Source organism: Ancylobacter moscoviensis, from assembly GCF_007559435.1.
GTDB classification, from domain to species: Bacteria; Pseudomonadota; Alphaproteobacteria; order Rhizobiales; family Xanthobacteraceae; genus Ancylobacter; species Ancylobacter moscoviensis.
Genome location: NZ_VMBP01000003.1, coordinates 375,669 through 395,103 on the forward strand (window position 1 = coordinate 375,669; position 19,435 = coordinate 395,103).

Below are 19,435 nucleotides of genomic sequence, written 5' to 3' on the forward strand. Positions count from 1 at the left end.
CGGGCGCCCCTTTTCTTTATGCCGTTCCCCGCACCGGCGTCAGGCCGCGAACTTCAGCAGCTTGATGGCGTCGAAGTCCTGCACGCCGCCGCCCACGCGCTTCGTCGTGTAGAACAGCACATAGGGCTTGGCCGAATAGGGATCGCGCAGCACCCTCACCCCGGCCCGGTCCACCACCAGATAGCCGCGCCGGAAGTCGCCGAAGGCGATGGAAAGGCTGCCCGCGCCGATCTCCGGCACGTCCTCCGCCTCATGGACGGGGAAGCCGAGCAGGCTCGGCTGCGCCCCCGGCGCGGTCGGCGGCGCCCACAGATACTGGCCGTTCTCGTCCTTCAGCTTGCGCACCGCCCCTTGCGTGCGCCGACTCATCACGAAGCTGCCGTTCTGGCGGTAGCCGGCCTTCACCGCATAGACGAGGTCGACCAGCGGATCGGCCGGGCCGGCGGCGGGGAAGTCGCCGGCCGCCCCGGTGGCGATGAAGCCGAGCTTGCCCCATTCCCAGGCGTTCTCCGCCACCGTGTCATAGGCGAGGAAGCCCTTCGGCCGGGCGATCCCGTCGCCGGTCACGAAGGCGGTGCCCTCCTGGCTCGCGAAGGCCGCCTCCACCTCGATGGCGAGCCATTCGTCGATGTTCACCGCCGAATCGTCGAGCAGCGTCTGCGTCGCCGCCGGCATGGCGTAGAGTTCCATGGCCGGGAAGGCGATCTCGTCCAGCACCGGGCTCGCGGTCTGCGCCCGCGCCGCCGTTTCCGCCACCCAGCCGACCGCCGGGCCGGAGGTCATGAACGGCTTCTTGTAGGTGCCGGCGGAGATGGTGCGCACATCGGCGATAGCGCGGATCGGCGAGAGCGCGGTCAGGCGCTTGCCGATCTCGCGCTCGGTCTCGTGCGGCACGGTATAGCCGCCGTCCGCGCCGATGCCGGCGGAGAGCGCCTTGGCCTCCAGCCGCTTGAGCCCGGCCGCCTCGCCGGTGCGCACATAGGCGTCGAACGCCGCCTTGTGCTCGCGGGCGGCCAGATCGCTCACAAAGCCGGTCGCGAGATCGCCGCCGCCCAGCGCCGGGCGGCGGGCCTTGAGCGTCAGCTCGTCGATCAGCGCCTTCTGCGTGTCGAGGGCGGCGTTGATGCGCTCCACCTTGTCGGCGGTCACCGCGTCGACGCCGCGCCGCTCCAGCTCGCCGAGCCGCTGGTCGTTGGCGTCCTTGAACGCCTCGAAGGCGCCCATGAACTCCTCGAACGCCGCCGCGACCTCCGGGCCGGCGACGGACTTCACTTCAGGGGCGGAATGGCTGAAATCCATGTTGCTCATGTCCATGTTCGATATGACGAAAGAGCACCGTCATCCCCGGGCCTGGCCCGGGGATCCACGCCTTCATCGGCAAGGTCATGGATGCCCGGAACAAGTCCGGGCATGACGGTCCGAAAAGGCCGCTAGGCCATCGCCGGCCGCAGCCCGGGAAGGGCGCGCAGGCGCCGGGCGCCGCGGCGGATGGCAGCGGCGAGCGGGGCGTGCTTCACGCCGGCGATGCGGGCGTCCGGCTGCATGGGAAAGGTCACCACCGACACCTCCCACAGATCGATGCGCGAGAGCCGCCGCACCCGCGTGCGCGGGTCGGTGCGCCCCTCCACCGCGCGGAAGCCGATGGAAAGCCCGTCGATCGCCCCCGCCCGCATCAGCGCCAGCACGTCGCGGGCGCGGGCGACGTCCAGCGTCAGCCGGCCGCGCACATGCAGCCCCACGCCGTCCTCGCGCAGCGACAGCCAGGTGCCGATCGGCTCGGCCGGATCATGCTGGAACAGCATGCGCACCCCCGGCGCGCCGCGCTCGGCGAGCGAGCGGGAGAAGGCGCCGGGCAGGATCAGGTCGCGGCCGAGATCGACCCGGCCGAACAGCGCCGCATAGCCCTCGAAACTGCCGTCCGGCTCGATCCGCGCCAGCGCGCCGGGCTGCGCCTTGGTCTGGATCGGCGCAGCGGGATGGGTCCACCCGTTCATGCGCCCTCCCCGTCGCCGCGCGGGCGGCGGGTGGCGGCAGCGCGCTCCAGCCGGCTGAGCGTGTGGCCGAACCGGCGAAACACCTGCGGCGCGTCGCCGGCCCGGCTCGACACCGGCAGGCGGCCGCGCACCCCATGGAAACCGCCGGGCAGTAAGGCCCGGATGCGGGGCGTGGATGTCATTCCTCGTCTCCGAAATCGCCGAACAGGGCGTTGAAGCGCGCGATCTCGCGCACGAAGTCGTCGAAGCGCCGCACCGCGCGGCCAAGCTCGCGCAGCGCCAGCGCCGCCAGCGCCGAGGCGCCCAGCGCCCACATCAGCAGCGCGAGATGGGCGAGGTCCGCCTTGGCCGCGAATGCCTCGATGAGGGTGTTCATGGATCGCCTCCACACAGATCGCCGTCATCCCTGGGCCTGACCCGGGGATCCACGCCTTCATCGGCCGAGGCGTGGATGCCCGGATCACGTCCGGGCATGACGTCGTGTGTTTCCTAGTCCCGCGTCCCGTAGCCGACCGCCTGGCGCTTCTCCTCGTCGGTGAGGAAGTCCGCCTCGCTCACCCGGCGCCACAGCGCCTCGCGCTCGAAGCTCAGCGCCGCGATGGCGTCGAGGTCCGGCTCCAGCGCCAGCCGCGCCTCGCCGAAGGCGGGGGCCAGCCAGCCGGCCAGCTCCTGCCCCAGCCGGCGCGCCAGCGGCAGCACGGTCTGGCGCCAGAGCACCCGGCTCGCCTCGGCGTAATTGGCATAGGTGGCGTCGCCGGGAATGCCGATCAGCATCGGCGGCACGCCGAAGGCGAGCGCGATCTCCCGCGCCGCCGCGTTGCGCGCCTCGAGGAAATCCATGTCCTTGGGCGAGAGCGAGAGCGGGCGCCAGTCCAGCCCGCCCTCCAGCAGCAGCGGCCGCCCGGCATTGGCGCTGCCGGAGAAATTCTGCTCCAGCTCCTCCTTCAGCCGGTCGAACTGCTCGTCGGAGAGGTTGCCCGCCCCGCCATAGACCAGCGCTCCGGAAGGCCGCGCCGCGTTGTCGATCAGCGCCTTGTTCCAGGCGCCGGCGGCGTTGTGGAGGTCGAGCGCCACCTGCGCCGCCTCCAGCGGCGGGGCGCCGTAATGGTCGTCGAGCGGGTGGAACAGCGCGATGTGCAGGATCGGCGCAACGGGCGCCCCACCCCCACCTTCCGGCGCGAAGCGCACGCTGCGCCCGCCCGCCGTGTATTCATAGGCCTGCGCCCACCCGTCCGCGCCGGGCACCACCCGCATGCGGTCGGGGCGCAGCACGTGCAGCTCGCGCAGCTCGCCGCCCAGCGCCACCGCCTCGACATAGGCGTTGCCGGCGATCATCAGATGCGCCGCCAGCGCCTCCATCAGCCCGGTGCCGGAAAGGCGCGGGTTGGGGCGCGCCAGCAGTTCGGCGAGCGGATGCGCCTCGCTCTCCCGTCCGCCCTCCATCAGGGTGAAGCGCACCTCGCCCGCCGCCTGCGCGACGAGCCGCACGCAGCGATGCGCCACGGCGTTGCGCAGATAGCCCTCGCGCGCCAGCCCGGCATAGTCGCGCGGCGTCCATTGCGGCCGGTGTCCGGCGAGCAGCGCCACCAGCGCCTGGGTGCGCGAGGCCTTGGCCTCCGGCGGCGCCGCCGGCCGGCGCAGGAAAGGAAAGAGCTTCATGGGGGCTCCTGATGTATCGAAACGGATCGCCGCTTCCGTAGGGATCGGCGTCATCCCCGGGCCTGGCCCGGGGATCCACGACGTGCCTTTGCCTGGGCGATAGAGCTTGCCCTTGCCCGGGCGACGGAGAGGGCGTGGATGGCCGGGCCAGGCCCGGCCATGACAGCCGCTTGCTTCAGCCCACACCCGCCGCCGTGGGGGGCAGCAGAGTTTTGCGCTGGATCCCGGATCGGCGCTTCGGCTTCGCCTCCGCTGGTCCGGGACACGGTTCCGCTCTCCGTTTCCCGGACCAGCTGCGCGCAGCGCGGCGCCGAGCCGGGATCCAGGAAAACCCTTCGGCCGACCTAAACCCGCCGCACCCGCGGCGCGGCCTCCCGCGGCCCCAGCGCCAGCGCCGTCACCGCCCAGACCAGCGCGTCCAGCCGGTCGGGCGAGCGCCCGTTCGACAGGCCCTCGGGGCCGAAATCGCACATCTCGTCCTCCAGCGCCGGAAAGGCGCCGGCATGGCGCACCCGGCCCTGCTCGTAGAGCGCGGCCACCGGCTCGGCGCGCAGCCATTTGCCGCGCGTCGCCCGCACCTCGCTCACCGGCACGGCGGGGTCGATCCCGGCGAGGATGGTCTTCACCATCTCCCCGCCCTGGTTCACCTCCACCACCACCCGGTCGGCCTCCAGCCGGTGGAACAGCCCCACCGCCCGGCCGCCCCAGCCGATGGGCGTCAGCCCCTGCGCACTCTCGTCGCCGAGCACGTGCACCATGCCGTCGCGGTCGATCCCCGCCGCCACGATCCCGCAGGCGTCGGCGTGCTTGCGCGAGGAGGCCGGCGGGTCCACCGCCACCACCACACGCTCCATTTGGCGGACGAGCTCCGGCGCCGCGCCTTCCCGCGCCGCCTCGATCGCCGCGCGGTTCCACAGCGCGTCCGGCCGGTCCTCGATCAGCTCGCCGTCCAGCTCCTGCCGGCCAAGCCGCGTGCCGGCATAGCGGCCGACCACCGTCTCCAGAAAGGTCGGCGCCAGATGCGCCGCGTTGGACGCCGTGCCCATCCGCGTCACCGCCGTGCGCGGATCGGCGATCAGCGCGCGGATCAGCGGGTTCGGGCGCGGCGTCGTGGTCGCCATCTGGCGCGGGCGGCGGCCCAGCCGCAGCCCGAATTGCAGCATGTCGAACGCCGCCTGCGCGTAGCGCCACTTGGCCAGCTCGTCGCACCAGGCGGCATGGAATTGCGGCCCGCGCAGGCTTTCCGGGTCGTCCGCCGAAAAGCCCTGCGCCACCGCCCCGTTCGGCCATTCGAGGCGCCGGCGCGTCGGTTCCCAGCTCGGCCGCTCGTGGCGCGGATGCACGCTGAGCAGGCCGGAGACGCCCTCCACCATCACCTCGCGCAGGTCGGCGAGGCTTTCCGCCACCAGCGCGATGCGCCCGGCCGGCGGCCCGGCCCGGCCGAACACCAGCGCGCGCACCCATTCGGCGCCGGCGCGGGTCTTGCCGGCCCCGCGCCCGCCCAGCACCAGCCAGGTCAGCCAGTCGCCGCCGCCCTGCGCCGCGCGCGGCGGCTGCTGCGCCGGCCGGCCGACCAGCGGCCAGTGGTGCAGCAGCCATTCCGCCGTTCCCGGCGGCAGCGCGGCGATGGCCTCAGGGAGCCTCCCCTGCCGCCAGCACACGTTCAAGAGTTTCGCCAAGCTCGCGTCGGAAGGCGTCGGCGTCACGGCTGGCGTCATTCTCGTCCCCGTCCGGCCCGTTGGTCTCCAGCGCCGACAATTCGCGCAGCGAGCGCACGAGCACCGCCAGCGTGCGCGCCGCGCGCTCGGTCTCGGCCACGCCGTCGGTCACGCGCTCGCAGCCCGCGCGGGCGATCAGCCGCTCGATGGCGGCGATCTCCGCCTCGATCCGCCGCACCAGCCGGGCGATCAGCTCGCCGCGCGGCAGCTTGTCCCGCCCCGCGACCGGCGTCCCCGCCGTCTCTCCGCCCGAAGCCTCGCCACCGGAAACCTTGCCGCCCGAAACCTCGCCGCCCAAAGCCTCCGGCACGCCGGCGGCCAACGCGGAAAAATCCGGCGCGGCGACGCCCGGCTGAACCGAAGCCGCCTCCGTCAAAGGCCCCGCCGGCACCGGCGTCTGCCCGGCGACGGCCGACGGCACCCGGCCGTCGAGAAGGCGCGAGCGCCATCCCTTGTGCCGGGCATGGCGATAGAGTGTCGTCTTGTGAATGCCGAGCAGCACCGCGATGCTCTCGACCGGCACGTTGGTCTCCTCATAGAGCTGCCGCGCCTCGATGAGCGCCGCCGGCGAGAGGTTCCGTCCACTCGGAGCGATGCGACTACCTGCCGACATGCCACCTCCCCGTATGAGGCTGGAAACAAAAAGCCGGCCCGAAGGCCGGCCCCGGCGCGCCCGTCGGGCAGCGCCGCCAATCCCTATGCCCCGCACCGGAAGGACGCCCGGCCTCTCGACGCATTTGTGGAGCATGACGAAAACCTACCCCGGCAGCGTCACGCTGTCAAGGACTATTTTCCTATCATAGGATTTATTGGCCAAAGCCGGAGCTGCAAGCGCGATATCCCGCCAAAGCCGCCCGTGCGGACGCCCTTCACAAGCAACCTTTCCGCCTCTCGCGGTCGTAGCCGGGCCCATCCCGGCCATCCACGCCTCCGACCCGGCGGAACGTCTGAATGCCCGGCCCAAGGCCGGGCATGACGGTGCACGGGGACGGCTCCCATCCGGTATGGGCGGCGCATCGCCCCATCGGCCGCGCGCCGCCGTGTCCCGGACAAGCGGCACGGCGTGCAGCGCCGATCCGGGACCCAGGAAAGACTCTTCGGCCATGACCCCGCCCCACGCCGCGCATTGCCCCGGCAGGCGCCTTCATATATCCCTTCGGATATACCTTTGAGCACGTCCCCATGCCCCTGCCCCGCCTGATCCCCGCGCTGCCGGTCCTTCTCGCGCTGCTCGCCGTCCCGGCGGCGGCGCGCGATCCGGTGATGCTCGCCGGGCCGGCGCCGGGACAGGAGGTCGCCCTCCCGCTCGACGCGCTGCGCGCCCTGCCGGCCGAGACGCGCGAAGTGTCCTTCCTCTCCTCCAAGGGCGAGGAAAGGGCGCGCTACACCGGCACGCGGCTGTGGGACCTGCTCGCCGGCCACGGCTTCGTCGATCCGGCGAACCATCCGGCGCTGCTGCGCACCCTCGTCGTCGTCACCGCCGGCGACGGCTACACGCTCGTGCTGGCGGCCGCCGACCTCGCGCCGGAGCTGGGCGACACGCCCGTACTCCTCGCCTATGCGCGCGAGGGCGAGGCCCTCGCCGCCGATCGCCTTCCGCGCCTCATCGTGCCGGGCGACCGGCGCGGGGCGCGCAACGTCTTCGACATCGCGCGGATTTCCGTCCGCGTGCTCGATCCCATCCCACAGGAGAAAACGCCATGAAGCTCAGCGCCCGCAACATCGTCCCCGGCACCGTCCTCAAGGTCACCAAGGGCGCCACCACCTCGCATGTGCGCATCGACATCGGCGGCGGTCAGGTCATCACCTCCTCCATCACCAACGAGGCGGTGGACGAGCTCGGCCTGAAGGAGGGCGGCAAGGCCTATGCCGTCATCAAGGCCTCCGACGTCATGATCGCCGTCGACTGAGGGGAGGCCGGCATCGTCCGTCTCAACGAGATCAGGGCCGGCGAGGTCGCCGTCGACCCGCCGGCCGCGCGCGATGCCGGCCTGGTCTTCATCGGCCGCATCCGCACGCCGTGGACCTCGCGGCTGGAGACCCCGCGCCTCGGCCGGCCGGACGGGCCGCTTTGCCATGTCGAGATCTTCGAGCCGTGGCGGCGGGCGCTGGCCGGCATCGAGGCCTATGCGCGGATCGAGGTGCTGTACTGGATGCACCTGTCGCGCCGCGACCTCGTGCTGCAAAGCCCCGCCAATGACGGCGAGCTGCACGGCACGTTCTCGCTGCGCGCGCCGGTGCGGCCCAACCCCATTGGCACCGCCATCGCCCGCCTCATCAGCATCGACGGCGACGGCGTGCTGCTGGTGCGCGGGCTCGACTGCGTCGACGGCACCCCGCTCCTCGACCTGAAGCCCGATCGCGCCCTCTTCACCCCCATCGCCCCCGAGCAGCCCGGCGACCGGCAGGTGGGGGAGTGAGCCCGCCGCTCACTGCCGCTCCAGCGTCCCCATCCCGAAGCCGTTCAGATCCTCGATCGTCACCGCCTCCGCCCGCCCGTCCGGGCCGAGGGCGAAGCTGACGCCGACCGGCATGTCCGGCAGCTCCGGCGTCGGCGTGTAGGTGAAGACGTCGCGGTTGAAATGGGTGAGCGTGAAGCGCGCCTTCCCCTCCGGCCCCAGCCGAAGTTCCAGCCCGTCGTCTGCCACCGCCACCTCGGCCGCGCCGACATAGGCGTTGGCGTAGCGCCCGGCATAGGCGGCGGGCGGCGCCGCCGGCAGCGGGTCCGGGCGCGGCGCGTAGCGCTTCTGCGCCGCCGCCACCGCCGGGCCGAACAACCCCTCATAGCCGGCGTTCCACGGGCCGATCCAGTCCTTCTCCAGCCGGCCGTCGAAGGCGAGATCGAGGAAATTGTCGGCCAGCCCCTCCGGCACGCCGGTCGGGAAGGCGTTGGCCAGCACGACGATGCCGATCTTCGCCTCGGGGTAGATCGTCACCAGCGTGCGCGCGCCGACGCTGAACGCCCCGGCATGGCCCCAGCTCAGCCCGTGCCGGCCGAACTCGACGTTCCAGCCGAGCGCGTAGAAGGAGGCGGCGCCCGTCACCGGGTTGTTGCCGCGCGCCATCACCGGCTGGTGGGTGGCGGCCAGCGCCTCCGGCGCGATCAGCCGCTTGCCGTCGAAAGTGCCGCCGGCGAGCTCCAGCCGCAGCCAGCGTGCGAGGTCGCGCGCGTTCGAGGAGACCCCGCCCGCCGGCGCCTGCGCGTCCGGCTCGCGCTTCAGCTTCGCCGCCCAGTGGCCGATGCCGCCGATATGCAGCGCGGCGCGGTTGTCGCGGGCGATGAAATCGGCGTAGCGCGCGGAGGTCGAGCCCATGCCGAGCGGCCCGAACAGCTTTTCCCGCGCCACCTCCTCCCACGGCTTGCCGGTCGGCGCGGCGGCGGCGAGGACCCCGGCGGTGTAGCCGAAATTCGAATAGGAATAGCCCGCCCGGAAGCTCGACGAGGGCGGCACCAGCCGCAGCCGCTCGAGGATCGTCGCGCGGTCGTAGCCGAGCGCCTCCAGCTCGTTGCCGGCATCGCCCGGCAGCCCCGAGCGGTGGGCGAGCAGGTCGCGCACCGTCACCTGCTGGCTGGGATAGGCGTCGTGGAGCTGGAAGGCCGGGTCGAGCGCGGCGACGGTGTCGTCCCAGTCCGCCACGCCCTCGCTCACCAGCGCCGCGACGATGGTGGCGGAGATCGGCTTGGAGAAGGAGGCGAGCTGGAACACCGTGTCCGCGTCCACCGCGCCGGACTTGCCCGCCTCGCGCAGGCCGTAGCCCTTGAGGAACACCACCTCGTCCTCGTGGACGATGGCGATGGAGAGCCCCGGCACCTGTCCATCCGCGACCGCCCTGGCGGCCATGGCGTCGAGCTGCGGCAGCGCCGCCTGGATCCGCTCGCGGGAGACGCCCTGCGCCGCGGCGGGCACGGCCAGCAGCGCGAGGCCGGTCAGGGTGGACGCCAGGCTGGCGGCAAGCAAGGCGGGCGCGCGACGGGCACGCGCAGAGCCGCCGGAGCGAAGGCGCGCCGATGTCGGTCGGGGCTGGCTGGGCATTCGGGTCTCCCCCATGGCAAGGCGGCGGACATAGTGACCGAGCGCCCCGGCTTCTCAAGGGAAAACCGCTATCGGGAAAAGCGCTGTGCGGACAAGCGCCGGCAGGCCAATCCGCTCCCCCGAAACGCAAATCCCGGAGACGGCCTGCCAGCCGCTCCGGGATCGATCTGCGGGAAGGGATGCCGGCCAGCCGGCGCCCCCGTCATGCGCTCGTGGCGCCCGTCGTCACGCGCTCTTGGCGAGCGCCGTCAGGCGGATTTCCTTCAGCAGCACGTCGACGCCGCCGGTCACGAAGCTCTGCGTCTTCTCGTCGGCGAACGCGCCGTCCTTGATCTTGTCGCCGACATTGGGAATGGCGAGGTGGGGATAGGTCACCACCCGCGCGCCGGCCGCGCTCAGCGATTCGCGCACCTGCGCCTGCGCGCGGATGCCGCCGGTCGAGCCCGGCGAGGAGGTGATCACCAGCGCCGGCTTGCCGAGCAGCGCGCCCTTGGCATAGGGGCGCGAGCCCCAGTCGATGGCGTTCTTCAGCGCGCCCGAGGGGCCGTAATTATATTCCGGCGAGGCGAAGATCACGCCGTCCGCCGCCGCGATGGCCGCGCGCAGCGCCGCCGCGCCGGAAGGCTGCGTGGCGCCGTCCTCGTCCTGGTTGTAGAGCGGCACGTCGTTGAGGGTGAGCACGGTCAGCTCGGCCTTGGAAGCGATGGCGACCTTCAGGGCCTCCAGCACGGCGGTGGAAAAGGCGCCGGAACGCAGGCTGCCGGAAATGCCGAGAAGCTTGGGAAGGCCAGACATCGATCAGAAACTCCAATTGCTGCGCCCGGAAACGGGCGGATCACATCGACGGTTACATTCGGGCGGCGCCGCGCGATGCTCAAGCCCGATTCATTGCATTCGCGCACAACGCTTCTTGCATGGCCGGGCATCCGGGCGTGCATGTGCCGCGCACCCCGCGCCGTTCCCCGGCCGGGAAAACCATGTTACCGATCCTGACGTTGCGCTGATCTGTGGAGAGCCGATCCCCTTGATCCTGACCGACCGCGACATTCTCGACGCCATGGCCGAAGGCTCCGTCGCCATCGACCCCGCCCCTCCGGCCGAGTTCTACGCGCCCAATGGCGTGGACCTGCGCCTCGACAGCCGCCTCACCCTGTACCGCGATCCCGCCGAGGGCGAGGATCCGGTCATCGATCCCGCCGGGCCGGGCTACAGCTTCCGCGAAGCCATCACCGGCATGGCCGACGATATCGAGATCGGCGACGGCGGCTTCGTGCTCGATCCCGGCCGGCTGGTGCTGGGCTGGACGCTGGAGCGGGTGGACCTGCGCGCCGGGGCGCGCCTCGCCGCGCGGGTGGAGGGCAAGAGTTCGCTCGCCCGCATCGGCCTCATCGTTCATCTCACCGCGCCGACCATCCATGCCGGCTCCACCGGGCGCATCCAGCTCGAGATCATCAATCTCGGCCCGCGTCCCATCCGCCTGCGCGCCGGCATGAAGGTGTGCCAGCTCATCCTCGAACAGACGCTCGGCGTTCCCCAGCGCGGCTATGGCGGCCAGTTCGCCGGCCAGCGCGCGGCCGGCTGACGCTGCCACGCAAGCGGCGCGAAGGCAGCAGCGCGAAGGCAAACGGCGCGACGGGTGTCCCGCCGCGCCGGTGAGGCGTTGTCTCTCTGGCTGGCCCGAGGCTAGCGCTGGCCGACGCGCGCCTTGCGGGCGGCGTAGCGCTCGTCGCGCTTGGCCTTCCGGGCCGCCTCGTCGGCGACCGCCTGCTCGGCGGCGGCGGCGCGCGCGGCTTCCGCGGCTGCGGCTGCGGCTTCCGCCGCGGCGGCGGCGGCTTCCTTGCGGGCGATCCGGGCGGCCTCGCGGGCTTCCGCCGCGGCCTTGCGCTCGGCGGCACGGGCGATCACGGCGGGGTCGTCCGCGCTGGGCCGTTCGGCGAGGCGGGCAACGAGACGGGCCTTCGCGGTGGCGGAGGCTTGCTGACGGTCTTGGAAGCGATCGAGTATTTTCATCGGCCTTCCCTACTCTCTAAACGGGCCGATGGACAGTCGCTCGCGGCGATCGGCGGCATTTTTCCGCTCCGCGCGCGCTCACGGCGACACGCGCCCGCTCACGGCGACAGAAGCGTGGAGCGGTTGAGCCGGCGCACCGCGAGGTCCACCCGCGCGGCGTCGCGCCGCGTCCGCTCCACCGTGTCGCCGGTGAATTTCAGGTGGTCGTAGATCGCCCTCTCCGCCGCCTCGCGGTCTCCCGCCACCACCGCCTCGCCGATCGCCTTGTGCTGGGTGAGCAGCGCGTCGCGGAACTCCGCCTGCGTGAACAGGCTGGTGCGGTTGAAGAAGATGTCCCGCCGCAGCATCTCCGAGAAGGCGCGCATGACGTGCAGGATGACGAGGTTGTGCGAGGCCGCGTAGACCAGCCGGTGCAGCACGATGTCGGCTTCCGCCTCGCGGTCGGCCTCCTGTGCCTGATGCGCGGCCTCCATCTCGGCGAGGCAGTCGCGGATCGCCTGCCGCTCCGGCTCGGTGGCCCGCACGGCGGCGAGGCCGGCGGCGGTGCGCTCGACCGCGGCGCGATATTCGAAATAGTCCGCCGTCACCTGCTCGTTGGATTGCAGCAGCCCGGCGAGCGGGTCGGTCAGGCCGGAGAGGAACTGCGTGACGCGGGTGCCGTCGCGGCTCGTCGCCAGCAGCCCGCGCCGCTCCAGAATCTCCAGCGCGTCGCGCAGCGAAGGGCGCGAGACCTCCAGCCTTTCGGCGAGGTCGCGCTCGCTGGCCAGCTTCTCGCCGGGGCGCAGAACGCCTTCGAGAATGAGTCTTTCTATATGTTCGGCAATCGCCTCGGCGAGCTTCGGTGTCCGTAGCCTTTCCACGGTCGGCTCCCTCCCCATTGTTTTTCCTATATTATTTTCGGTCGTCCGCTGGCCGCACTACAACCAATGGCTAAGCTGAGAACCAATTGACTCGTCTGGTAAGACGAACTTACCAAACGAGACTTTTTTGTAACCTCCTTCCAGCCTGGGAAGGTTGGCACGGTCGAGGCCGCGCCCAAGCATATTCGCCATAAGCGGAGAGCAACTCCGTTCCCCTGCCCCCGGAGAAACGCCCGTGACCTGGAACCAAGTATACGATCCGTTCGGCAGCTTGGCGCTGTCGACGCTCTTCGCTGCGGTGCCGATTGTCGTCATGCTTGTCGGCCTCGGCTTCCTGCACATGAAGGCGCATGTCGCCGCCTTTGCCGGCCTTGTGGCCGCGTTCGTCATCGCCGTCTTCCTGTTTGGCATGCCGGCGGACAAGGCCGGTCTCGCCGCCGGTTATGGCGCCGCCTACGGCCTGATGCCGATCGGCTGGATCGTTCTCAACATCATTTTCCTGCATCAGCTGACCGAGGCCAACGGGTCCTTCACGACGCTGCAGCGCTCCATCGCCGGCATCACCGGCGACCGCCGCCTGCAGCTGCTGCTGATCGCGTTCTCCTTCGGCGCCTTCTTCGAGGGCGCGGCGGGCTTCGGCACGCCGGTCGCCGTCACCGCGGCGCTGCTCATCGGCCTCGGCTTCTCGCCGCTCGCCGCCTCGGGCCTGTCGCTGATCGCCAACACCGCCCCGGTCGCCTATGGCGCGCTCGGCACCCCGGTCATCGCGCTGGCGGCCGTCACCGGCCTCGACCTGCTCGACCTGTCGGCGATGATCGGCCGCCAGCTGCCGTTCTTCTCGCTGATCGTGCCGTTCTGGCTCATCTGGGCGTTCGCGGGCTGGCGCGGCATGATGGAGATCTGGCCGGCCATCCTGGTCTGCGGCGTCACCTTCGCCCTGCCGCAGTTCCTCGTCTCGAACTTCCACGGCCCGTGGCTGGTGGACGTGGTGGCGGCCATCGTGTCGATGCTGTGCCTCATCGCCTTCCTGCGCGTCTGGCAGCCGAAGAAGATCTGGACCTCGACCGCGCTGAAGGGCCGCACGAACGGCGACGGCTCGGAAGGGCTCACCACCAAGACCGCCACCGACTTCTCGGCCGACCGTCCCACCGCCGGCGCGCTGGTGCGCGCGTGGCTGCCCTGGGCGATCCTGACCGTGTTCGTGTTCGCCTGGGGCATCCCGCAGGTGAAGACCGCGCTCGACGCCATCTTCATCTCGAAGATCCCGTTCGAGGGCCTGCACAACATGGTGTTCAAGGTGCCGCCGGTCGTCGCGACCGCGCACGCCGAGGCCGCCGTGTTCAACTTCAACATCCTGTCGATGACCGGCACCGGCATCTTCCTGTCGGCCATCGTCGGCGGCCTGCTGATGGGCTTCTCGCCGGTGGGTCTGGTGAAGATCTACGGCCGCACGATCTGGAAGGTGCGCTTCTCCCTGGCCACGATCGCCATCATGCTGGCGCTAGGCTTCCTAACCCGGTACTCGGGTCTGGATGCCACGCTGGGGCTGGCGTTTGCGATGACGGGGCCGTTCTACCCGCTGTTCGGCACCATGCTCGGCTGGCTGGGCGTTGCGCTTACGGGTTCGGACACGGCGTCGAACGTGCTGTTCGGCGGCCTGCAGAAGATCACCGCCGAGCAGCTCGGCCTGTCGCCTACGCTGATGGCCGCCGCCAACTCCTCGGGCGGCGTGATGGGCAAGATGATCGACGCGCAGTCGATCGTGGTCGCCTCCACCGCGACCGGCTGGCAGAACTCGGAAGGTACCATCCTGCGGTACGTGTTCTTCCATTCCATCGCGCTCGCGGTGCTGGTCGGACTGCTGGTCACGCTCCAGGCCTATGTCTGGCCGTTCACCAGCCTCGTCATCCACCATTGACGTAAACCGGGGGAGGCGTATCAGCCTCCCCCGAAACACTTCTGCAAGGAGCCCGCACGATGGTCACCGTCACCAACATCCAGGACCTGCGAGCCATCGCCAAGCGGAAGGTGCCGCGCGCCATCTTCCACTATGCCGACCGCGGCTCCTATGACGAGACCACGCTCAGGGCCAACAAGGCCGACCTCGCCGCCATCCCGCTGCGCCAGCGCGTGATGATCGACGTCTCGGAGCGCTCGACCGCGACAACGATGATCGGCGAGAAGGTCTCCCTCCCGCTCGCCATCGCCCCGACCGGCCTCACCGGCCTGTTCCACGGCGACGGTGAAATCCACGGCTGCCGCGCCGCGCACGCCGCGGGTATCCCCTTCACTCTTTCCACCATGTCGATCTGCTCGATCGAGGACGTGGCCGGCGCGGTGAACAAGCCCTTCTGGTTCCAGCTCTATGTGATGAAGGACCGCAAGTTCTCGGAATCGCTGATCGAGCGCGCCAAGGCCGCCAAGTGCTCGGCCCTCGTGCTGACGCTCGACCTGCAGATCCAGGGCCAGCGCCACATGGACCTCAAGAACGGCCTCGCCGTTCCGCCCAAGCTCACCCTCGCCAATGCCATCGACGTCGCCACCAAGCCGGTCTGGGCGGCCAAGGTGCTGATGGGCAAGCGCCATTCCTTCGGCAATCTCGCCGAGCGCGTGCCGGGCGCCGACAGCCTCACCACCCTCTCGCAGTGGATCGCCGGCCAGTTCGACCCCTCCCTGTCGTGGAAGGATGTCGAATGGGTCCGCTCGATCTGGCCGGGCAAGCTCATCCTCAAGGGCGTGCTCGATGTGGAGGACGCGAAGATCGCCGCCTCCACCGGCGCGGACGCCATCGTCGTCTCCAACCATGGCGGCCGCCAGCTCGACGGCGCCGTGTCCTCGATCTCCGCGCTGCCGAAGATCGTCGACGCCATCGGCGGCGGCAAGAGCGAGATCTGGTTCGACGGCGGCGTGCAGTCGGGTCAGGATGTCCTCAAGGCCGTCGCGCTCGGCGCCCGGGGCTGCATGATGGGCAAGGCCTTCCTGTGGTCACTGGCCGCCGGTGGCCAGGCGGGCGTGGCCAAGGGCATCGAGCTCATCCGCAAGGAGCTCGACGTCTCCATGGCGCTCACCGGCGTCAAGGACATCACCCAGGTCGACAAGAGCGTCCTCGCCCTCTGAGAGGACCTGCCCCGAAGAGCGTCTCCCCCCGGCCTTCCGGCTCTGCCGGCGGCCGGGGCGACCGTCGGCGCCTAAGCAGAGCCCCCGATGCGGGCGCTCCGCGATCGCCGCTAGACAGGGCGGCATGACCGATCCCGTCCTGTTCGTCCTCGCCGTCCTGGCGCTGCTGGCCACTCCCGGCCCAACCAACGCGCTGCTGGCCACGGCCGGCGCCGCGGCGGGATTCCGGCGCGCGCTGCCGCTCATTCCGGCAGAGGCGACGGGCTATCTCATCGCCATTTCACTCATCGGCTACCTGCTCGGCCCGGTGGTGGCGGCCTCGCCCGCGCTGGGGCTGACGCTGCGGCTTCTGGTCGGCCTCTATCTGCTGCACGTCGCGTGGAAGCTCTGGCGCGGCGCGGCGAGCCCTGCCGCCGGCGCGGGCATCGTCACGCCCGCCCGGGTCTTTCTGACCACGCTGCTCAATCCCAAGGCCATCGTCTTCGCCCTTGGCATCGTGCCGCTGCAGGCCGAGGCCGGTTGGCTCTATCTCGTGGCCTTTGCAGGCCTCACGGCCGGCGTCGCCCTCGGCTGGATCGGCGTCGGCGCCCTGATGGGACGGGCAGCGGAAGCGGCCGGCCGCACCGGATTGGTGCCGCGGGTCGGGGCCGCGGCTGTCAGCGCCTTTGCGGTTGTGCTTCTGACCGCGCCGCTTCTGCGCTAGATGCCCGGACAGCCGCCCTTCACGCGCGGCTTTTCCATTGCCCGCGGCGAGATGCCGATCCATGCTCGCTCTGCCGGGAGAGATGGAGATCGACATGTCCAAAGAGATGATGACGCGCCGTGACCTTTCGGCGCTCGCGGCGGGTGGCGCCCTCGCCGCAGCCTTCGCGACCCTGCCGGTGCTGCCGGCCTCCGCCTATCAGGGCAATATGGAACGGGCGCTGTCAGCGCTCTATTCCGCCTTGGCCTCCCTGCGCGAGGCGACGCCGAACAAGGGCGGCCACCGCGAGACGGCGATCGACCTGATCCAGCAGGCAATCCAGCAGGTTCAGAACGGCATTGAATATGCCGACGAGCGCGGCGGCGGCGGCCCCACGCCCTGATTGCCCGCTAGCGTCTGACCTTGCGCATCGCCCCACGCGGCAGGCGCACCGGCCAGCGCACCATGTGGTCGAGGTAATCCTCCAGCGGCAGTTCGTCCTCCAGCACCGGGACCCTGCCGCGCACGGAGACGCCCGCCGCATGCACGGTCTCGGCATCGCCCGAGACCAGCGGGTGCCACCAGTAGAGGTCACGCCCCTCGGCAACCAGCCGGTAGCCGCAGGACGGCGGCAGCCAGCTCAGCGAGCGCACAGCCTCGGGCGTCAGGCGCACGCAATCGGGCACCTGCGCCTGCCGGTTGGGATAGTCGCGGCAACGGCAGCCGTCTTCGTCGAGCAATTTGCAGCCGATGTCGGTATAGGCGATGGCGTCGGTGTCCTCGTCCTGCAGCTTGACGAGGCAGCAGCGGCCACAGCCGTCGCATAGGCTCTCCCACTCGGAAGAATTCATCTCTTCCAGAGACTTGGTGCGCCAGAACGGCGCTGCATCGCTATCGGCCGCATCCTCGGCCGTGTCGTAAGCCATAAGGGTCGAGTTTCCGTCGGATAATCAGGAAGCCGGCCCCGCGCTTCACGAACCGGCAATCAAACCTTAGATAGCGTTGCACGTTCGCTCTGGCGAGCCTTCATGCCGCCCTCGTCCGACGGCACGGGCTTCGCTATAAGGGCGCGATGCCATGAACGGAACGTCCGGGCGCCCCGGGAGTACGGGCTTGAACGATACGCCGAACACCGATCCGCCGGACAGCCGGCCGCAGGATACGCAGGAACCGCCCGAACGCGCGCCCGCACCGCGCACCGCCGGCAAGCGGATCCGCAATGCCCTGCTGGCGATCGATTCCTGGATCGACAGCACGATCTATTCGGGCGGCGTGCGGCTGCGCGGAGCGTGGGATGGCTTCGTCGCCTTCACCGAGCGCTTCAACGTGCAGGGACCGGGACGCTGGGCGATCTCGCTCGCTTCCGAGGGCATGACGTGGGGCGCGGTCGGCGCCGTGCTCGTGCTCGCCCTCGCCGTGCCGGCCTTCCACGAGACCTCGGACGACTGGCTCAAGAAGGCGGAGCTCTCCGTCACCTTCCTCGACCGCTACGGCAACACCATCGGCGAGCGCGGCATCCGCCACAACGATACCGTGCCGCTGGAGGAGTTCCCCGATCACCTGATCAAGGCGGTGCTCGCCACCGAGGACCGGCGCTTCTACGAGCATTTCGGCATCGACATCCCCGGCACCTTCCGCGCCGTGCTGTCGAACGCGCGCGCCGGCGGCGTCGTGCAGGGCGGCTCCTCGCTGACCCAGCAGCTCGCCAAGAACCTGTTCCTGTCGAACGAGCGCACGCTGGAGCGCAAGATCAAGGAAGCCTTCCTGGCGCTGTGGCTGGAGTTCCACCTCACCAAGAACCAGATCCTCAAGCTCTATCTCGACCGCGCCTACATGGGCGGCGGCGCCTTCGGCGTGGACGCCGCGGCGCAGTACTATTTCGGCAAGTCCGCCCGCGACGTGAACCTCGCCGAGGCGGCCATGCTGGCCGGCCTGTTCAAGGCCCCGTCGAAGTTCGCCCCGCACGTCAACCTGCCGGCGGCGCGCGGACGCGCCAGCGTCGTACTCGACAATCTCGTCGACGCCGGTTTCATGACGGAGGGCCAGGTCTTCGGCGCCCGCCGCAACCCGGCGACACCCATCGACCGCAAGCAGGACGACCTGCCGGAATACTATCTCGACTACGCCTTCGATCAGGTGAAGCAGATCGTCGACACCCTGCCCAGAGGCTATGCCGAGCGCTCCTTCGTCGTGCGCACGGCGCTCGATCCCAATATCCAGAAGGCCGCAGACACCGCCATCCGCGACAGCCTCAAGCAGTTCGGCAAGGACTACGGCGCCAAGCAGTCGGCCATGGTGGTGATGGAGCCGAACGGCGCGGTGCGCGCCATGGTGGGCGGGCGCGACTATGGCGAGAGCCAGTTCAACCGCGCCACCGACGCGCTGCGCCAGCCCGGCTCCTCGTTCAAGCCGTTCGTCTACACGGCGGCGCTGATGACCGGTAAATACAAGCCCACCACCATCGTGGTCGACGGGCCGATCTGCATCGGCAACTGGTGCCCGCAGAATTACGGCCGCTCCTATGCCGGCTCGATCCAGCTCATCGGCGCCCTCACCCGCTCGCTCAACACGGTGGCGGTGAAGCTCGCCGAGGCGATCGGGCGCGGGCGCATCGTCGACCTCGCCCATGCGATGGGCCTGCGCACGGAACTCAAGATCACCCGCGCCCTGCCGCTCGGCGCGGCGGAGGTGACGGTAGTCGACATGGCGACCGCCTACTCGGTCTTCGCCTCCGGAGGTTATTCGGTCGACCCCCACGCCATCGTCGAGATGCGCACCCCGGCGGGCGATCCGGTGTGGAGCTTTGCGCAGAACGCGCCCAAGCCGAAGCAGATCATCCCGCCCGAGATCATCGCCATGATCAACCCGATGCTGAACAGCGTGGTGGAGAACGGCACCGGCCGGCGCGCCATGATCCCGGGCACCAAGGTCTCCGGCAAGACCGGCACCACCAACGCCTATCGCGATGCCTGGTTCGTCGGCTTCACCGGCAACTATGTGGGGGCGATCTGGTTCGGCAATGACGACTATGCCTCGACGAAGAAGATGACCGGCGGCTCGCTCCCGGCCATGACCTGGCAGAAGGTGATGGCCTTCGCCCATCAGGGCATCGAGCTGAAGCCCACGCCCGGCCTCGGCAACCAGCCCGCGCCGAAGCTCGACGGCGCGGTCGCGCAGGCGGCACCGCTCGAGATCGAGGGCGTGCAGCGTCCCGTCACCCTCACACCCGCTTCCGCCGAACGGCTGATGGGCCTGTCCGCCCGGCTGCGCGAGGCGGCGGGGCAACCGGTTCGCCGTCCGACCGCCGCCGCCGAACCGGTGGCGGTGCCCGGCTCACCCCAGGCCGGAAACAACTGACACT

Annotated in this window: 21 protein-coding genes; 9 read left to right on the forward strand and 12 right to left on the reverse strand. The window is 70.5% G+C overall.

What is annotated here, in order from left to right; genetic code table 11:
• Nucleotides 1–39: 39 nt before the first annotated feature.
• The 7 genes from FO470_RS11815 to FO470_RS19545 all read right to left on the reverse strand — a co-directional run bounded on the left by FO470_RS11815 (nt 40) and on the right by FO470_RS19545 (nt 5,984).
• A complete protein-coding gene (locus FO470_RS11815; protein WP_144343284.1) occupies nt 40–1,299 on the reverse strand; it encodes a phage major capsid protein in 1,260 nt (419 codons plus the stop codon).
• Between the two features lie 131 nt (nt 1,300–1,430).
• The gene (locus tag FO470_RS11820; RefSeq protein WP_144343151.1) at nt 1,431–1,994 is read right to left on the reverse strand and encodes an HK97 family phage prohead protease; all 564 of its coding nucleotides are present in this window, start codon (nt 1,992–1,994) and stop codon (nt 1,431–1,433) included.
• Nucleotides 1,991–2,176, reverse strand: a complete 186-nt coding sequence (locus tag FO470_RS11825; protein WP_144343152.1) for a hypothetical protein — start codon at nt 2,174–2,176, stop codon at nt 1,991–1,993. The genes FO470_RS11820 and FO470_RS11825 overlap by 4 nt, the downstream gene beginning before the upstream one ends.
• Nucleotides 2,173–2,370 (reverse strand): hypothetical protein, encoded by a 198-nt coding sequence (locus tag FO470_RS11830; RefSeq protein WP_144343153.1) that lies wholly within the window; start codon nt 2,368–2,370, stop codon nt 2,173–2,175. The genes FO470_RS11825 and FO470_RS11830 overlap by 4 nt, the downstream gene beginning before the upstream one ends.
• 113 nt (nt 2,371–2,483) lie before the next feature.
• Nucleotides 2,484–3,653 carry a phage portal protein gene (locus FO470_RS11835; protein ID WP_144343154.1) on the reverse strand — a complete coding sequence of 390 codons (1,170 nt, stop codon included), beginning with the start codon at nt 3,651–3,653 and terminating at the stop codon, nt 2,484–2,486.
• 344 nt (nt 3,654–3,997) lie between these two features.
• Nucleotides 3,998–5,332: a DNA-packaging protein gene (locus tag FO470_RS11840; RefSeq protein ID WP_246659570.1), complete on the reverse strand. Its 1,335-nt coding sequence runs from the start codon at nt 5,330–5,332 to the stop codon at nt 3,998–4,000.
• On the reverse strand, nt 5,286–5,984 hold the full coding sequence (locus FO470_RS19545) for a helix-turn-helix domain-containing protein (protein WP_186291935.1): 699 nt from the start codon (nt 5,982–5,984) through the stop codon (nt 5,286–5,288). The genes FO470_RS11840 and FO470_RS19545 overlap by 47 nt, the downstream gene beginning before the upstream one ends.
• Nucleotides 5,985–6,553: 569 nt before the next feature.
• Here FO470_RS19545 and FO470_RS11850 point away from each other — a divergent pair.
• Genes FO470_RS11850 through FO470_RS11860 form a run of 3 tightly spaced genes read left to right on the forward strand, consistent with a single transcriptional unit; the run spans nt 6,554 to nt 7,791 of the window.
• On the forward strand, nt 6,554–7,075 hold the full coding sequence (locus FO470_RS11850; protein WP_144343155.1) for a molybdopterin-binding protein: 522 nt from the start codon (nt 6,554–6,556) through the stop codon (nt 7,073–7,075).
• Entirely contained in the window at nt 7,072–7,281 is a 210-nt protein-coding gene (locus FO470_RS11855) for a TOBE domain-containing protein (protein ID WP_144343156.1), read from the forward strand. The genes FO470_RS11850 and FO470_RS11855 overlap by 4 nt, the downstream gene beginning before the upstream one ends.
• Nucleotides 7,282–7,293: 12 nt before the next feature.
• On the forward strand, nt 7,294–7,791 hold the full coding sequence (locus FO470_RS11860; protein ID WP_144343157.1) for an SAM-dependent methyltransferase: 498 nt from the start codon (nt 7,294–7,296) through the stop codon (nt 7,789–7,791).
• 9 nt (nt 7,792–7,800) lie between these two features.
• Here FO470_RS11860 and FO470_RS11865 read toward each other — a convergent pair whose 3' ends face one another.
• Nucleotides 7,801–9,405, reverse strand: a complete 1,605-nt coding sequence (locus FO470_RS11865; RefSeq protein ID WP_144343158.1) for a serine hydrolase — start codon at nt 9,403–9,405, stop codon at nt 7,801–7,803.
• Between the two features lie 225 nt (nt 9,406–9,630).
• Nucleotides 9,631–10,200: an NADPH-dependent FMN reductase gene (locus tag FO470_RS11870; RefSeq protein WP_144343159.1), complete on the reverse strand. Its 570-nt coding sequence runs from the start codon at nt 10,198–10,200 to the stop codon at nt 9,631–9,633.
• A gap of 229 nt (nt 10,201–10,429) precedes the next feature.
• On the opposite strand from FO470_RS11870, the gene dcd reads away from it, so the two are divergent.
• Entirely contained in the window at nt 10,430–10,987 is a 558-nt protein-coding gene (gene dcd / locus FO470_RS11875; protein ID WP_144343160.1) for a dCTP deaminase, read from the forward strand.
• 101 nt (nt 10,988–11,088) lie between these two features.
• Here the strand turns inward: dcd and FO470_RS11880 are convergent, their stop codons facing one another.
• Nucleotides 11,089–11,415 (reverse strand): DUF6481 family protein, encoded by a 327-nt coding sequence (locus FO470_RS11880; protein WP_144343161.1) that lies wholly within the window; start codon nt 11,413–11,415, stop codon nt 11,089–11,091.
• Between the two features lie 98 nt (nt 11,416–11,513).
• Nucleotides 11,514–12,275 carry an FCD domain-containing protein gene (locus FO470_RS11885; RefSeq protein WP_244616530.1) on the reverse strand — a complete coding sequence of 254 codons (762 nt, stop codon included), beginning with the start codon at nt 12,273–12,275 and terminating at the stop codon, nt 11,514–11,516.
• Between the two features lie 235 nt (nt 12,276–12,510).
• Between FO470_RS11885 and FO470_RS11890 the strand changes: the two genes are divergently transcribed.
• From FO470_RS11890 to FO470_RS11905, 4 genes are all read left to right on the forward strand, one after another.
• On the forward strand, nt 12,511–14,193 hold the full coding sequence (locus FO470_RS11890; RefSeq protein WP_144343163.1) for an L-lactate permease: 1,683 nt from the start codon (nt 12,511–12,513) through the stop codon (nt 14,191–14,193).
• A gap of 59 nt (nt 14,194–14,252) precedes the next feature.
• A complete protein-coding gene (locus FO470_RS11895) occupies nt 14,253–15,392 on the forward strand; it encodes an alpha-hydroxy acid oxidase (protein ID WP_144343164.1) in 1,140 nt (379 codons plus the stop codon).
• Nucleotides 15,393–15,516: 124 nt separating this feature from the next.
• Nucleotides 15,517–16,095, forward strand: a complete 579-nt coding sequence (locus FO470_RS11900; RefSeq protein WP_144343165.1) for a LysE family transporter — start codon at nt 15,517–15,519, stop codon at nt 16,093–16,095.
• 94 nt (nt 16,096–16,189) lie between these two features.
• Nucleotides 16,190–16,477 carry a hypothetical protein gene (locus FO470_RS11905; protein ID WP_144343166.1) on the forward strand — a complete coding sequence of 96 codons (288 nt, stop codon included), beginning with the start codon at nt 16,190–16,192 and terminating at the stop codon, nt 16,475–16,477.
• A 7-nt stretch (nt 16,478–16,484) separates the two neighbouring features.
• Here FO470_RS11905 and FO470_RS11910 read toward each other — a convergent pair whose 3' ends face one another.
• Nucleotides 16,485–17,000: a YcgN family cysteine cluster protein gene (locus FO470_RS11910; RefSeq protein ID WP_144343167.1), complete on the reverse strand. Its 516-nt coding sequence runs from the start codon at nt 16,998–17,000 to the stop codon at nt 16,485–16,487.
• A 187-nt stretch (nt 17,001–17,187) separates the two neighbouring features.
• Here FO470_RS11910 and FO470_RS11915 point away from each other — a divergent pair, with 187 nt between their 5' ends.
• Entirely contained in the window at nt 17,188–19,431 is a 2,244-nt protein-coding gene (locus tag FO470_RS11915; RefSeq protein ID WP_144343168.1) for a transglycosylase domain-containing protein, read from the forward strand.
• Nucleotides 19,432–19,435 lie beyond the last annotated feature (4 nt).